General features: G+C 59.4%; 11 protein-coding genes and 3 pseudogenes. 8 read left to right on the top strand and 6 right to left on the bottom strand.

The features are described 5' to 3' along the window. The first annotated feature begins 2 nt into the window (after positions 1-2). The 3 genes from LY284_RS35015 (at position 3) to LY284_RS35005 (ending at position 3090) form a co-directional block, all read left to right on the top strand. Positions 3-410, top strand: coding sequence for an Hsp20/alpha crystallin family protein (locus tag LY284_RS35015; protein ID WP_233391669.1), 408 nt, complete (start codon positions 3-5; stop codon positions 408-410). Positions 411-698: 288 nt separating this feature from the next. Further along, positions 699-2177: an ATP-binding protein gene (locus tag LY284_RS35010; RefSeq protein WP_233391667.1), complete on the top strand. Its 1479-nt coding sequence runs from the start codon at positions 699-701 to the stop codon at positions 2175-2177. A 691-nt stretch (positions 2178-2868) separates the two neighbouring features. Next, a complete protein-coding gene (locus tag LY284_RS35005) occupies positions 2869-3090 on the top strand; it encodes a DUF6723 family protein (protein ID WP_233391665.1) in 222 nt (73 codons plus the stop codon). Positions 3091-3550: 460 nt separating this feature from the next. Here the strand turns inward: LY284_RS35005 and LY284_RS35000 are convergent, their stop codons facing one another. After that, complete coding sequence (locus tag LY284_RS35000; protein WP_233391662.1) at positions 3551-4576, bottom strand: IS110 family transposase; 1026 nt, start codon at positions 4574-4576, stop codon at positions 3551-3553. A 307-nt stretch (positions 4577-4883) separates the two neighbouring features. Here LY284_RS35000 and LY284_RS34995 point away from each other — a divergent pair, with 307 nt between their 5' ends. Beyond that, positions 4884-5207, top strand: a complete 324-nt coding sequence (locus tag LY284_RS34995; RefSeq protein ID WP_233391660.1) for a DUF2934 domain-containing protein — start codon at positions 4884-4886, stop codon at positions 5205-5207. Between the two features lie 349 nt (positions 5208-5556). Here the strand turns inward: LY284_RS34995 and LY284_RS34990 are convergent. Next, a pseudogene (locus LY284_RS34990) lies at positions 5557-5907 on the bottom strand (response regulator); the annotation flags it as partial. A 75-nt stretch (positions 5908-5982) separates the two neighbouring features. Between LY284_RS34990 and LY284_RS34985 the strand changes: the two are divergent. From LY284_RS34985 to LY284_RS34975, 3 genes and pseudogenes are all read left to right on the top strand, one after another. Then, positions 5983-6369 (top strand): transposase, encoded by a 387-nt coding sequence (locus tag LY284_RS34985; RefSeq protein WP_233391658.1) that lies wholly within the window; start codon positions 5983-5985, stop codon positions 6367-6369. After that, entirely contained in the window at positions 6336-6704 is a 369-nt protein-coding gene (tnpB, locus tag LY284_RS34980) for an IS66 family insertion sequence element accessory protein TnpB (protein WP_233391656.1), read from the top strand. The genes LY284_RS34985 and tnpB overlap by 34 nt, the downstream gene beginning before the upstream one ends. Positions 6705-6768: 64 nt before the next feature. Next, positions 6769-8109: pseudogene (locus LY284_RS34975) on the top strand (IS66 family transposase); the annotation flags it as partial. A gap of 117 nt (positions 8110-8226) precedes the next feature. On the opposite strand, the gene LY284_RS34970 reads toward LY284_RS34975, so the two are convergent. The 3 genes from LY284_RS34970 to LY284_RS34960 are packed head-to-tail and all read right to left on the bottom strand — an operon-like array spanning position 8227 to position 11395. After that, a complete protein-coding gene (locus LY284_RS34970; protein ID WP_233391654.1) occupies positions 8227-9222 on the bottom strand; it encodes a tyrosine-type recombinase/integrase in 996 nt (331 codons plus the stop codon). Continuing rightward, positions 9219-10166, bottom strand: a complete 948-nt coding sequence (locus LY284_RS34965) for a tyrosine-type recombinase/integrase (protein ID WP_233391652.1) — start codon at positions 10164-10166, stop codon at positions 9219-9221. The genes LY284_RS34970 and LY284_RS34965 overlap by 4 nt, the downstream gene beginning before the upstream one ends. Beyond that, positions 10163-11395, bottom strand: a complete 1233-nt coding sequence (locus tag LY284_RS34960) for a site-specific integrase (RefSeq protein WP_233391650.1) — start codon at positions 11393-11395, stop codon at positions 10163-10165. The genes LY284_RS34965 and LY284_RS34960 overlap by 4 nt, the downstream gene beginning before the upstream one ends. 124 nt (positions 11396-11519) lie before the next feature. On the opposite strand from LY284_RS34960, the pseudogene LY284_RS34955 reads away from it, so the two are divergent. Then, positions 11520-11759: pseudogene (locus LY284_RS34955) on the top strand (transposase domain-containing protein); the annotation flags it as partial. A gap of 844 nt (positions 11760-12603) precedes the next feature. Here LY284_RS34955 and LY284_RS34950 read toward each other — a convergent pair. Continuing rightward, complete coding sequence (locus LY284_RS34950; RefSeq protein ID WP_233391647.1) at positions 12604-13377, bottom strand: HD domain-containing protein; 774 nt, start codon at positions 13375-13377, stop codon at positions 12604-12606. Positions 13378-13473: the final 96 nt, after the last annotated feature.

Below are 13473 nucleotides of genomic sequence, written 5' to 3'. Positions count from 1 at the left end.
TCATGAACGAAAACACGCAAGTCGCCCAGCGCGATGAAGACGCAGTGACGCGCGCACAATCGGACGAAGCCCGTCGTCGCGCTACGCTCACGCCAACCGTCGACATCTTCGAAGACGCGCATGGGGTTACGCTGTGGGCGGACGTTCCCGGGGTCTCGAAGGAGAAGCTGGAAATCAAGACCCACGATGGACGGTTAACCATCGAGGCGGAGTCCGTTGTGGCGGTGCCACCGAATCTTCGGCTGTCACATGCTGAGTTGCGCGCGCCTTTCTTCTCAAGAAGCTTCACAGTAAGCGACGACTTCGATACATCGAGAATTGATGCAGTTTTGAGGGATGGCGTACTAAAGCTAAGTATTCCTCGTCGCGAAGAGGCGAAACCGCGCAAAATCGAAGTCCGGGTAGGATGAAAACGGATTGAGGTAGCTCGACTCGGGGCCGGCGCATGGCCGGCCTTTGAACGTCGTTTGCGCCACTTCGAACCTATACTGGTGACAGTCCCTCGTTTCTGCGCGCGCACATTTGGAGCCGCAAACATGTCCGCGTCGTCCAAGAGGCCTCCGGCAACCGCTGCTAAGCGGTCCGGGACCGTTGTCACTGCTGAGCTGGACGCGCGCGCGGGCCGCTTGCCAGACTACGCAGCGGAAAACGAGGCGCTTCATGCGTTGGCGCGAGCATTCTCTGCGTCGGATTCGGCAATGCTTCAGAAATTGGTCGACACCGCGCTCGCATTGTGCGGTGCTGGTAGCGCGGGCATCAGTTTGCGTGAAGCCGAGGCCGGTGAGCCATGCTATCGGTGGGTGGCGGTCGCAGGGCGTTGTGCGCGCTTGGTGACTCACATCATTCCCATCGACGACAGCCCGGCGGGCGTCGCAATCGCATCGAACGCACCACAGCTTTTCTCTTTTCCGACGCAGAGGTTCCCCTGTTTGGCCGACGTTGCCCAGCAAGTGACCGAAGAACTGGTTGTGCCGATTTCCGGCAACCCCGAGGCGTTGGGCGCGCTATGGGTGATGTCCCACGACGACCATCGCTTTGATAGCGAACATCGTCGCATTCTTACCAGCTTAGCGACCTTCACGAGTGCCGCGCTGACCATGGCCGAAGCCAAGTCAGATGCAGAGGCGCGTGCTAAGGAGGCCGAGAAAGCGCGGAAGGCACTCTCCGAAGCTGAGGAGGCAAAAGATAACTTCATTGCCACGCTCGGTCATGAACTGCGCGGCCCGCTAGGCCCGATTGACAGCGCTCTAGAAGCCGCGCAGAAGCTCGCCACGGGAAGTCCGGCGGTACTTTCAGCATTGGCCCTTGCCAACCGGCAGGTGCGGCAACTGAAGCGCATAGTCGGCGACTTGCTGGACGCTGCCAAGGGGCGGCACGGCAAGCTCTCGGTGCATCCCACTCACTGCTTGCTTGGCGACATCGTCAAAGACGCAGTCGGCGCCACGAGCGAGGAGGCCGAGCGGCGACATCATCAGCTCCATGTCAATCTGCCAGCATATCCGCTCACGATATTCGCTGATGCTGCGCGACTGACTCAGGTCATTTCTAATGTTCTCGGGAACGCAGTCAAATGCACACCGCCCGGCGGAGAAATCACATTGGCGGTCGATGCGCCGGACCCTAATACAATTCCGGAGCATGACTCAACGCCTCGCGAGGTTGTTATCACCGTGCGCGACAACGGGATGGGAATCTCGCATGACTTGCTGCCGCGCGTCTTTGACCTGTTTTCGCAGTCAAAGTGTGCGCGCATGGTGGCCGAAGGGGGGCTCGGTCTAGGCTTGTCCGTCGTGAAGTATCTCGTTCAAGCCCATCAAGGCGAAGTGTCGATTTTGAGCGAAGGTCGAGGAAAAGGGACCGAAGTTCTATTGCGGCTGCCTATTGTCCGCAACTGCGCCGTTGAACACACGGGTATCACGACCCACGGGATTCCACCAGCTCGAATACTGCTGGTCGACGACAGCGCCGATGCGATGGAGGCGCTGTCGATGCTGCTGGCATTAGACGGCCACGAGGTGAAGCGCGCATGCAATGGCGAAGCCGCCTTGTCGCTTGTCGAAACGTTCGTACCAGATGTCGCGTTGATTGACATCCACATGCCGGGCATGGACGGCTATGAGCTTGCCCGACAGCTAAGACAGCGCGCGCAATGTCGGTCTACGCGCCTGGTGCACTAACCGGCTACATCGCCGATGACTCACCTGACTCCGAGGCGGTCTTCGATTGCCACCTTGTCAAGCCGCCATCCTTAGAGGACCTCGCGGAAGTGCTGAAGGCCGACGGGAATCACGGCGAGTCCCCAACATACCGTTGAAGGGGTGAGCGGAGCGCGGCTTCCGTTGAAGTTCGCCCGCCTCTGAAATCCCACGGTGATGCCGACGAATTTGACTAACGCGAGTTCATCCTCGGCAATTTCCGCGGCTCTTGAATTGACGCTGCGGCGTGGACCTTGGGGTGGTGCCCAAGGGGCGCCGTGGCGCCCTCCTCAGGTGCATCGGCTCCAAACACGACGGTCGTCGAAAGATAGTTCGCCTTACTCGACCCGCATATCGGGCATTCTTTCCGAGGCGGCGTTTCGTCCATGTAAAAAAGTTTCTCGCTGGCAGCGCAGTGAATAATCATCGTTACTCCAACGCGTGAAGGATAGACGCTCAAGGCGCAACAGAATGCCCGCGGTACACCCGGGCAACTTTGGTTCTCACGCGACCCCCGCTCTTTATGGCTCCGGCGGCTCGCAGCATTTGGCGCGCGATTTGCTCTGCAAACCGATATCTAACATTCCTCATTACTCATACTATGCCAAATCGCACACGGCGAGCGAAACTTGTGCTTTTCCCGAATGGGCTCGCCGTCGTGCCGAAGGCGGGCATGGACGAAGACGACTACGCGGTCTATGCGTCCTACCGGCCGTCATGCGGAAGGTTCGTTGGAACGCTCAAAGTTGTTCGATTGACGGATGCGCGCTTGCTGTATCCATTCGATGGCGCTGAGGAACTCGGACCGTTCGCATCGCAAGTTGAAGCAAAAGAAGCAGCGGTACAGCGTGGCACGGAAATCGTGCGGGCCGACCTCCAGTGCCCGGAACTGTGAGTTGGCGCTTGGCGCGGCTTCGCGATGCGTGCACTACGCCTGCGTCCCATGGCAGTCTCGCATAGAAATTGAGGAGCGCTCTCAACCGTAGTCACTTGCGAGGTTGTGTTCGAGCGCATCAGGTGTCGCATATGCAGTGGTCGAACACCCTACAATTCGGCGTGGTTGCTGCCTCCATCCTTTCTCGAATAACGCGGCATGCGCATCAAGCAAAATGTATGGTCAGCCGTCACTTTGCAACCTCGAACTGTGACCTAAGATAAAAGGGCTTGCGCAAATGTATCCGGGCTCGAAATGGGCGCGGATCAGAGCGCCCGGCCCTCGATGAGAAGCCGCGCCCGACTGTCCTCAAAAAAGCCTCAGTCTGCGGGACTGGATTGTTTGTCAGGTTGTCAGTCGGGCCGTGAGCCGTTTATCTTCATCGCAGGTCAGCGGTCGCAAAAGCAGGCGGAAAGGCACTTCAGGCGATAGCCCGTTGCGCCCGGTATGTGCCTCCCTTGGCCAGAATCGCCCAAACGATTCTGGCCATTTTGTTGGCAAGCGCGCAGGCAACGACGTTGCTGTGACGACGTCGCAGCAACGCCTGCAGCCAGCAACCGAGCGCATCGGTTCGCCGCTCGGCATAGCGCATCACGGCTCGCGCGCCTTGCACGAGCAAACAACGCAGTTGCTTGTTGCCGCGCTTGGAAATACCCAGGAGGGTCGCTCGACCTCCGGTCGAATGCTGGCGCGGGACCAGCCCCAGGGAAGCGGCGAAGTCACGGCCACATTTGAACGCGCGCGCGTCGCCGGCCATTGCCAGCAAGCTGCTGGCAGTGATCGGGCCGATGCCCGGAATCGTGAGCAGGCGCTGGCCCGCTTCGTCTTCGATCGTCTGTTGCTTGATGTGAGTCTCAAGCTCGAGGATCTCCTGGCTTAACTGTGCGTAACGCCGATGCAAGCGCAGCAACAAGGTGACTATCGCGGGAGGCAGTGCATTTGCGGGATCGTCAAGCAAGACAGGCAAACGCGTAATGGCCAGCGTGCCTACTGGCAGACTGATGCCGAACTCGAGCAAGAAAGCGTGAATCTGATTGCCGGTCGCGGTGCGTTCACCGACAAGCGCCTCACGCACTCGATGAAATGCGAGCAGCGTCTGCTGCTCGGCTGTCTTGACTGCGACAAAGCGCATGGCGGGGCGAGAGGCGGCCTCGCAGATTGCCTCAGCATCGGCAAAATCCGTCTTGTTGCCTTTGACGAATGGCTTGATGAACTGCGGCGCGATCAACCGAACCTGATGCCCGTATGACTGACATTTGCGTGCCAGCCAGTGCGCGCCCGCGCAAGATTCCATCGCTATCACGGCCACAGGACAGTTAGCTAAGCACGCATAGAGCTGTTTGCGCGTCATCTTCTTGCGCCATACCTGCGCGCCACGTGCGTCTTGCGCGTGAAGGAAAAAGCAGTGCTTGCCGAGATCGATGCCGAGCAGCGTAGCGTTCGCCATGGTGGCCTCCCAAAAAGGAAATGGCCCGATCAGCGTAAGCCGATCGGGCCATTTCGGTCAGGCTGACCATCTCATTAAAGCCAGGCGCACAAGCGTGACTGCCACGGTTGCGTAGTCTGTCGAGACGCTGCAGGAAGATTTTGTTGGAGAATCCGTCGACCTGCGAAATCAATGCGGAGGACCTTCTCGTCGCGTGTTCCTTGCGATTCCGGGCGCCGTCCAATAAGCTTGCACATGCCTCGAAACGTCGGCGCCAAGTTCGTTGTCGCCCGGCTCGCGGCTTCGCCTCTTAGTTCATAGACTTTGAATGACTATGCAATCGACTACGACGGAAGAAAGCATCCGAGAACGGGCGTATTATTTGTGGGAAGCAGACGGTCGTCCTGAAGGTCGCGACGAACATTACTGGCACTTGGCCTCGTCACAACTCCTCGTCGAAACCGTGGTGCCAGCCGCGCAACTCGCCGCTGCGAACACGCCCGCTAGCAAGCCGAGAACGGCGGCGCGTAAGGTGGCGAAGGACGACGGGCGCGTGGACGCAAAGGCCGACAAGGAATCGCCGGCTACAAAGCCGAAGAAGGTGACCGCGGCCTCTCAAAGTCGAGGCGCGACGAAAAGGGCGGATGCGTGACCTGGGGCGCCGAGCAAGAACGCGAGATAGCGCTGCTAAAGTTTCTAGTCATCGCGAAGAGTCTTAAGTCAATAGCGGCCGTTCACCATCGAGTGAGCGTTATGCAGCGCCGAACGAGTGCCCGACTCTCTGAGTGCGCTGGCACCACCGCTTATACGCCTTCCGTCGAGCTTGTGGAGCCCACGTCGAGCGACTCGAACGGTTCAGGCAGCGCCCTTCCCCGAAGACATGAAACGTCGGGTCCGCACGGCGATGAAGAGCAGAACGGATTGTGGTTGAAGACGCAAACGTTCTAAGAGAAAGGCTTCTTTGTCCTGCGCGAGATTCGTCTTGCAGGACGGCGTCTTTACTATCTGGCTGCGGGACCCACGCTATGCAATAGTGCGTGAAGGTCGTCAATATTGAATGGCTTGGACAGAATCGTCACGCCAGCGTTCTTCGCTCGCTCGAACTCGTCTGCGTAGCCGGTCATGAGCGCAATGGCTTGCGTCGGCCACCTGCGCCGGACTTTTTCCGCGACGTCAATTCCGTTGTTGATGCCGGGCATCTGGATGTCCGACAAGATAAGGTCGAACGTTTCGCCTTCGTCCAATACACCTAGCGCTGCATCGCCTGTAAGCTCGTGCCGAGATTGCCAGCCAAAAACCTCCAATACGGCCGAGAGTCCGGCGGCTACTTCCTCGTTATCCTCAACTGTAAGCGGCCGGGCAACTCACCTTGATCGTAGTTGAAGCGCTTGGGAGTATCGTGTCCACCAAAGCGAATAAGCGGACACGTGAACACTATCGAAGAAGAGGCGTTGCCGACGCGTCGCCGTCGTCGCCGCTACACCGAAGAATTCAAGGCGCGCGTTGCCGCCGCTTGCCAGGGCACCGGCGTGTCGGTGTCGGCCGTCGCGCTGGAACATCGGCTCAACGCGAATCTATTGCGCCGCTGGCTTGATCAGGCAGAAGGCAGACTTCCGAAGCGGTTGTCTGAACGCCCGGTAGAAGCTCAATCGACACTACTACCAGCATTCGTTCCTGTAGCCATGGGCGCAAAGGAGGTAGCCTCGCCGGAGATCCGTGTCGAAGTTCGCCGGGGTAATCAGTCGATAACCGTGAGCTGGCCGGTCTCCGAAGCCGCGCAATGCGCGACATGGCTGCGCGAGTGGCTGCGGTGATTCGTGTCGACGAGATCTGGCTAGCAGTCGATCCGCTGGACATGCGGGCTGGCTTCGACACGGCGTTGGGGCGCGTGGTGAAGGTGTTCGGCGCCGCGCATCCGCACCACGCCTATCTGTTCACCAACCGCCGCGCCAACCGACTGAAGGTTCTCGTCCACGACGGCATCGGCATCTGGTTGGCTGCGCGCCGACTGAACGAGGGGCAATTCGCCTGGCCTCACGCTGGCAGCGAACCCAAGCAGCAGGTACTCACGCATAAGCAACTGGCGGCCTTGGTGCTCGGGCTGCCGTGGCAGCGCATCGGCCAAAGTGGCGTGATACGCATAATCTGATGTGTCGGCGACGACGTATACAGTTGTGCTTCTCGCGTGTGCGGGGTTCTGGCAGACTGTCTGCATGAACCCGCCGGCCGACCTCGACGACCTCAGTCCAGAGCAGTTGCGTGCCCTCGCAGCGCAACTGCTCGCCGAGGTCCACGCCAAGGATCTGGAGGTGACGGAGAAACGCAGAGAAGTCGATGCGTTGGAGCGGGAGCTGCATTACCGGCAAACCCGCATCGACCAACTGGCTCACGAGATCTCCGTGCTCAGGCGCCAGCAGTTTGGCCGTCGCAGCGAGCAGCTCAACAACGAGCAAATGAGCCTGCTTGACGAGGCGATTGATGGCGACCTGGCTGCCATCGAGATAGAGCTCGAAGAGCTCGAGCCTGCACGGAAGCGCCGACACGAGCAGCCAAAGCGCGCACCCTTGCCGCCGCAGTTGCGGCGTGTCGACATCCGTCATGAACCCGACGACACGGTGTGCCAATGCGGATGCGAACGTGTTCGTATCGGCGAAGACATCAGCGAGAAGTTAGATTACGCGCCGGGCGTGTTCACGGTGGAGCGACACATTCGCGGTAAATGGGTATGTCGCCACTGTGAGACGCTAATCCAGGCACCCGTGCCCGCGCACGTCATCGACAAAGGCATCCCAACCACCGGACTTCTAGCATCGGTACTCGTCAACAAATTCGCAGATCACTTGCCGCTGTACCGTCAGGAGCAGATCTTTGCTCGGGCGGGCTTGGCGATACCAAGGTCCACGCTGGGAGCGTGGGTGGGCGCATGTGGCGCGCAGTTGCAGCCACTGGTCGACGCCCTTCGACGAGAGATCTTGGAGCAAGGCGTGTTGCACGCCGACGAAACGCCGGTACAGATGCTCAGCCCCGGCAAGGGGAAGACACATCGGGCTTATCTGTGGGCGTATACGCCTACGCAGTTCAGTAACCTTCGCGCGGTGGTGTACGACTTCGCCGGCAGCCGAGCCGGCGAGCATGCCCGCACATTCCTAGAAGGCTGGCATGGCAAGCTGGTGTGTGATGACTACGGTGGTTACAAGGCCTTGTTCCTTCAGGGCGTCACCGAGATCGGCTGCACAGCGCACGCGAGACGCAAGTTCTTCGAACTGCATGCCAATCACAGCAGCCAGCTCGCTGAAAAGGCATTACCATTCTTCACTGAGCTCTATGACATCGAGCGCGATGCCGCAAATCTGGATGTCGATACCCGCCACCGGCTTCGGCAGAGCCGTGCCAAGCCAGTAAGCGATGCGCTTTACGAATGGCTCGTTACTCAACGCAAGCTCGTTTCCGATGGCTCCGCCATTGCCAAGGCGTTGGACTACAGCCTGAAGCGTTGGCAAGCGCTGACGCGTTATCTCGAAGACGGGCGCGTACCCATAGACAACAATTGGGTTCATGCCGCTAGCGGCATGAACCCAATTATGCCGACTCCCCGATTATGCCGCGTCATGCATCCACGGACACAACGGTTGGCGGGTCTCTGTTCCCGGTCGCTCCGGTTGTCGGCATTATCAGAGGGCCTCCAGGAAGGCGAGCAACGGATCTGGAGGTTTGTAGCGTGTCGGTGCAACACCATTCGCCGTCGCGTGCGCGAGCGCGCGTTCCTTGAGCTGCATGTCGGCGTGCAAATAGATCTGAGTAGTCTCGGAGGACTCGTGCCCGAGCCAGAGTGCGATCACGGTCAGGTCGACGCCGTGATGCATCAGGCTCATCGCGGCCGTGTGCCGAAGCGTATGAGGCGTTATTGATTTCTTCTTCAGCGAGGGGCACGAGAGGCGCGCGATTTCGGCGTTGCGCGACACGAGTTGCTGAAGAGCATCGGCACTGAGATGACCGCCGCGCGAACTGGGGAAGACCGGATCGCCTGGTTCGCCTGGTTGATACAGCAGCCACTGTTTCAGCACTGCAACTACATCCGGTCGCAGCGGAGTGCATCTCAGCTTTCTGCCTTTGCCGAGGCAACGAACGTGGGCGCCTGTGCCGAGCGCCACATCCTGGCGCCGGAGTGCGGTCAATTCGCTATTGCGCAGACCCGTTTGAACCGCTACAAGAAGCAGCGTTCGGTCGCGGTTGCCGATCCAGTTTCGTACGTCAGGCGCCCCTACCAGAGCGGCGGCCTCGCTCTCGGTCAGAAACTCAACCGGGCCGTGCTCGCAGCGTTTGGATGGGATTGCAAGAATGCGCTGACACTGCAGAAACAACGCAGGCTCGCTGACCGCGACGAAGCGGAAGAAGGCATGCACGGCGGCAAGCCGCGTGTTGCGTGTGCGCACCGAATTGCCTCTGCCGTGTTCGAGGTGCTGCAGGAATTCCTCGATCAACGACACGTCGAAGTCCTCGATTCGCAGCTTTGGCGGCGCGCGCCCTATATGCTTCGTGGCGAACGCCAGCAACAGCCTGAACGTGTCACGGTAACTTGCCACCGTATGCGAACTCAGACCTTGCTGCTCGAGCAGGCGCTGGGTGAAGAAACGCTGAACGAGGGCTGGGAGACTGGCGGCGCTCACGTCCGTTCTCCCGGACAGTCCTTGTCGCGATAGGCTGCCGCGAGTACAAGCAACTCAGGAACCGATTCGATATACCAGTATGTGAGGCCGATGTTGACATGCCCGAGGTAGGCGGCAAGTTTCGGCAATTCCCGACTTACGTCCAGACCGGCGCGATACCATTCGACCAGTCTTCCAGTCGCGAAGCTATGCCGGAAGTCCTGGAGGCGCGGGCCGTAACCATCGCGCCCGCCCTCTTTCGCCGATCGCAGACCAACAGCGCGCGACATTCTGACGAACATGCTTCGTGCAGTGCCTGCCTTCAGTCGCTTGCCGTGCTCACTAACCAGGAACGCTTCGCTCAATCGTACAGGACAGAGTTGATCGCGTTTCCGGGCATAGTGTTCGAGCGCCACCCGGGAAGACTCTGCTACTGGAACAAAGCGGGATTTGCCGAACTTCGATTCCCGGATGGAGAGTATCCCGCTGACGAGGTCAACGTCGGACCGGTCGAGCCGGAGCGCCTCGCCTGGCCTGAGGCCCGACGCTACAAGAAGCCCTATGAGCGTCGAATAGGTCAGTGCTCGCATGCCAGTTCGGGATCGCAGTTGAGAGGCGCGGGTCATAAGCCGATCAATTTCCTGCTCAGTGTAAATATGCGGGGCGTTGCGCCGTCTGCGGGCACTCAGGAGTCCTGCTGGAGGAATCTGGTTTCGACTGTCAATCACGTTCATCCATCTGGCAAATCCTCTCACTTGAGAGAGGCGCCGCCCCCACGTAGCGCGTTCGACGAGTTCGGGCGTCGTCGCCCAGCGCAGAGCCAGATCGGTTGTAATGAACTCGGCGCCTTCGCGTTCCAGCAGATCAACGAAATGACTGAGTGCCAACGCAGGCTCATAGAATGACGCCCCGAGAGCACGGCGGACTGCCACGTACTGGGCGAGAGACTCGTGGATCGCAGTCATATTGCACCTCCCGCCGTGGGCCACGAACGCGCGACACCGCGCAGGTCCTCAAACGCGACCTTTGCGTAGATCGCGGTACTGTCGGGTGAGCGGTGCCGCAAGACCTCGGCGATTTCTGCCATCGAGGCTCCGTGGCGAATCATCGTCGTCGCCAGACCGTGACGGAACAGATGTGCAGCGCCCCTGCACGCGGGGCGGAAACCAACACGTGCGAAGGCCTGACAAACAATCTTGCCAATCGCCGCCGGGCCCGCCAAACCAACTCGAGGCGCCAATCTGCGAAGGAAGACGCGACGCGATGCACTCGCTCCGCGACCATCGCGGAGATATGTTGCGATTGCTTCTCCAACCTCCGATGAGAGCGGCACGTGCTCGACCATCTGCCCCTTGCCATGAACGACGAGTTCCCCCGAACGCCAGTGAATGTCGTCGAGCTTGATTTCGATGATTTCTCCGGCACGTAAGCCGAGCCTCGCCAACAACAGCAGGATTGCATAGTCACGGAGCCCAGTCGGAGTCGACCGGTCTGCAGATGCAATGAGAGCTTCTTGCTGCTCAGGCGTGAGGAACGTCGGCACAGTCGACTGTCGCCACTTACGAACCGAGGGCACTGACCCAGCCAGGTCTCGGGCCGTATCGCCACGCAGAAAGAGGAAATGGCAGAACGAGCGAAGCGCAACTGCCATCAGCCGCGTGTATTCCGCCGATCGGCCTTTGCTGCGGGCAAGAAGATGATTCCGGATCGTTACCGCGTCAAATGCATCTGGCAATAAACTTCCGTCGCCGGCCGAGTGACTGTCGAGAAAGTCGCGAATGAACGGGCCGTAGACGAGCAGAGAGTTCTTCGCGAGTCCACGATCCTGCCTCAGATAGCCCAGGTATCGGCGATAAGTGTGCGCGATCGCGGACTGGCTGCCTAATGTCGGCGAACACACAATGGCTTCCGCGCGCAGATAGGCGAGAAACTGCCGCAATGTGGGACGAGCACGCTGGACGCGGTCTCGTGATGCGTCGATCATGCGCTTCATAAAACGGGCCGTGACAGACTCATCGAGGTCAATCAGGTCGATGTTCCTGTGCTTCATCCACCCAGAGAACGCACACAGGACTCTTCGTTTCTTGCGAAGCGATACCTCGGAGTAGTGAGCCGTCCGTAGACGATCAAGAAATGCATCGATGTGATGGGCCGGCAGCCCGCCGGATTCGCTGACTGTGCGTGTCGCATTCATCTGATTTCTCCTGGCCAGCGCGATAGCCAGCCTGAGAAATCATAGATTTATGCCGACACAGCGATCATGAAAGGACACACCCGCCACCACGTGCATGCATGACGCGGCATAATCGGGGAGTCGGCATAATTGGGTCGAAAATCAGATCCGTCCGTGGGCCATCGGCAGGTCCAACTGGTTGTTCGCAGGGTCACTGCGAGCGGGGCAGCGTGGTGCTGCAATCATGAGCCTGATCCGCTCGGCGCAGCTCAACGCGCATGATCCCTACGTCTACCTAAAAGACGTACTTACGCGATTGCCTACTCATCGCGCCAACGACATCTCGCAATTACTTCCGCATCGTTGGGCGCCCACCATTGGTTAAGCATTAGTAGCGAAACCAGGCGCGCAGACAAGGAGCTACCGGAGTGCGGCAACGACTCTAAGGCCAAGGGAGGAAGCCAGCGCTGTCGCCTCCCCGGTGTCTCGCAGCAATCAATCCAAAAAGCGGTACCCGCAACGGCGATTGCGTAGGGCAGGACATCGCTGCCGCATTCATCCTGCTTGTAGATCACCACTTCCGCGCCTGCCTCGAGGAAATCGGTCATCTCGGCGCGGCACTCCGGGAAAACCTTCGCAACGTGGTTAGCTTGGGCAACGGAAAGAGGCATGGATAACTCACAGGAATCGAACGATCCGAAAGAAAAATTCGGGTACACCGACACGCTATCACATCGAGTCAGTTTGGCAATCTGATGGGCGTCGCGACTACAGGCCGTCTAGATGCCTTCCCTGGGCGCTTACGATTGACCGTCTGATTCACCTCAGCGCATTACGCAACTCGTGGCAGTCGCCGTGGCGGGTGTGATCGGCTTCAATTACACGTTCAAAAAAAGCCGATGTGCAGATTACGCGCTCCGCCGGAAACCACCTTATTACCACCTAATCAGCGCCGTCCGGGAGCTATGGCAGGCCGATCGTCGACGGCACGTTGAGTGCTGCCATTGGCTGTTTGACTATCAATAGCGGCCGTTCCTATGGTGCTAGCTTGAAGGGCAGCTCGGGGTCGCCTAGGGAAGTTGGGCGACCAGTCCGTTCCGGGTCCGGCCAGTTGTTAGACAGTCAACGATACGCGGCAATTGACGCATCAACGGCCGGTATGCTTCAGACATCCGACACCTGTCCGGCTTTCTTTGTGCGGCCGACTACCGCAACCGCGAGTTCGACGATCATCTTCTTGTGGCCCACGGGGAGTTGCGCATGAGAGCGCTGAAGTCTCGACGGACGAAGTGAGGATCTTCATAGGCCATTACATCCGCCAAACCGGTTCCCTGGGTGGTCTCGGGTCGATGCTTAAGGCTGTCATAGAGAGCACGCATGAATGCTTCAGCGAAGCCAGGCGGGTGAGGATAGGCCGTCTCGACGGCGTCCTGCTGGTCGGAGCTGAAACCGTCGTAGCCGGCGCCCACTAGGTCCATGTTGGCTCCCTGAGCAACGAGTGCGGCCAGCGGCGATACCTGCGCCGGGATACCGTTCGTTGTATGAAGCGCAATGGCAAGCCAAACTTGCTCGATGAGGGCTTCTGAAATTCCGTGGCTTCGCAGGAATTCCCGCGCGGCGTTGGCACCGTCGACTTCGTATCGCATATGGCTCTGGGAATACCCCTCCGTCAAGCCGAAATCATGAAACATGGCCGCGACGTACAGGAGCTGCGGGTCGAAAGGTATGCCGCTTCGTCGCGCTGCTAAGGCAGCCCAGTAATAGACCCGTGTTGAATGCTGGAAAAGAAAGTCTCCCTCGGAATCGTGGATGTACCGCGCTGCGTCGCGTGTCAACTTGCTGTCGGGGATTGCGACGTCCGAAAGCCTGCCGGCCGCTTCGGGGACTGGAAGGTCCGGCGCAGGGGTCCGGTCAGCGGCGCGCACTTCAGCCGCTCGAACGCTCAATAAGACGGAAATAAGAAGCACGGCGCAAGCCGTGCTTAAAAAGCTACCGATTTTCATGATCCAAGTCCTTCTCAAGAGCAGATTCACACGGCATTCCCGTCGGCGAGTGATAGCTACCACATCGCCCCACGGTTGTCATACGATGCCAACTAA

The organism is Caballeronia sp. PC1 (assembly GCF_021353155.1).
GTDB classification, from domain to species: Bacteria; Pseudomonadota; Gammaproteobacteria; order Burkholderiales; family Burkholderiaceae; genus Caballeronia; species Caballeronia cordobensis.
Note: the sequence above shows the minus strand (reverse complement) of the source record. Positions and strands in the feature narration are given on the sequence as shown.

Bases quoted from the DNA above. Each gene is read 5' to 3' on its own strand.
- LY284_RS34950 (WP_233391647.1), bottom strand. From the start codon at position 13,377: ATGAAAATCGGTAGCTTTTTAAGCACGGCTTGCGCCGTGCTTCTTATT.
- LY284_RS35010 (WP_233391667.1), top strand. From the start codon at position 699: ATGCTTCAGAAATTGGTCGACACCGCGCTCGCATTGTGCGGTGCTGGT.
- LY284_RS34965 (WP_233391652.1), bottom strand. From the start codon at position 10,166: ATGACTGCGATCCACGAGTCTCTCGCCCAGTACGTGGCAGTCCGCCGT.
- LY284_RS34995 (WP_233391660.1), top strand. From the start codon at position 4,884: ATGACTATGCAATCGACTACGACGGAAGAAAGCATCCGAGAACGGGCG.
- LY284_RS35015 (WP_233391669.1), top strand. From the start codon at position 3: ATGAACGAAAACACGCAAGTCGCCCAGCGCGATGAAGACGCAGTGACG.
- LY284_RS35000 (WP_233391662.1), bottom strand. From the start codon at position 4,576: ATGGCGAACGCTACGCTGCTCGGCATCGATCTCGGCAAGCACTGCTTT.
- LY284_RS35005 (WP_233391665.1), top strand. From the start codon at position 2,869: ATGGACGAAGACGACTACGCGGTCTATGCGTCCTACCGGCCGTCATGC.
- tnpB (WP_233391656.1), top strand. From the start codon at position 6,336: ATGCGCGACATGGCTGCGCGAGTGGCTGCGGTGATTCGTGTCGACGAG.
- LY284_RS34960 (WP_233391650.1), bottom strand. From the start codon at position 11,395: ATGAATGCGACACGCACAGTCAGCGAATCCGGCGGGCTGCCGGCCCAT.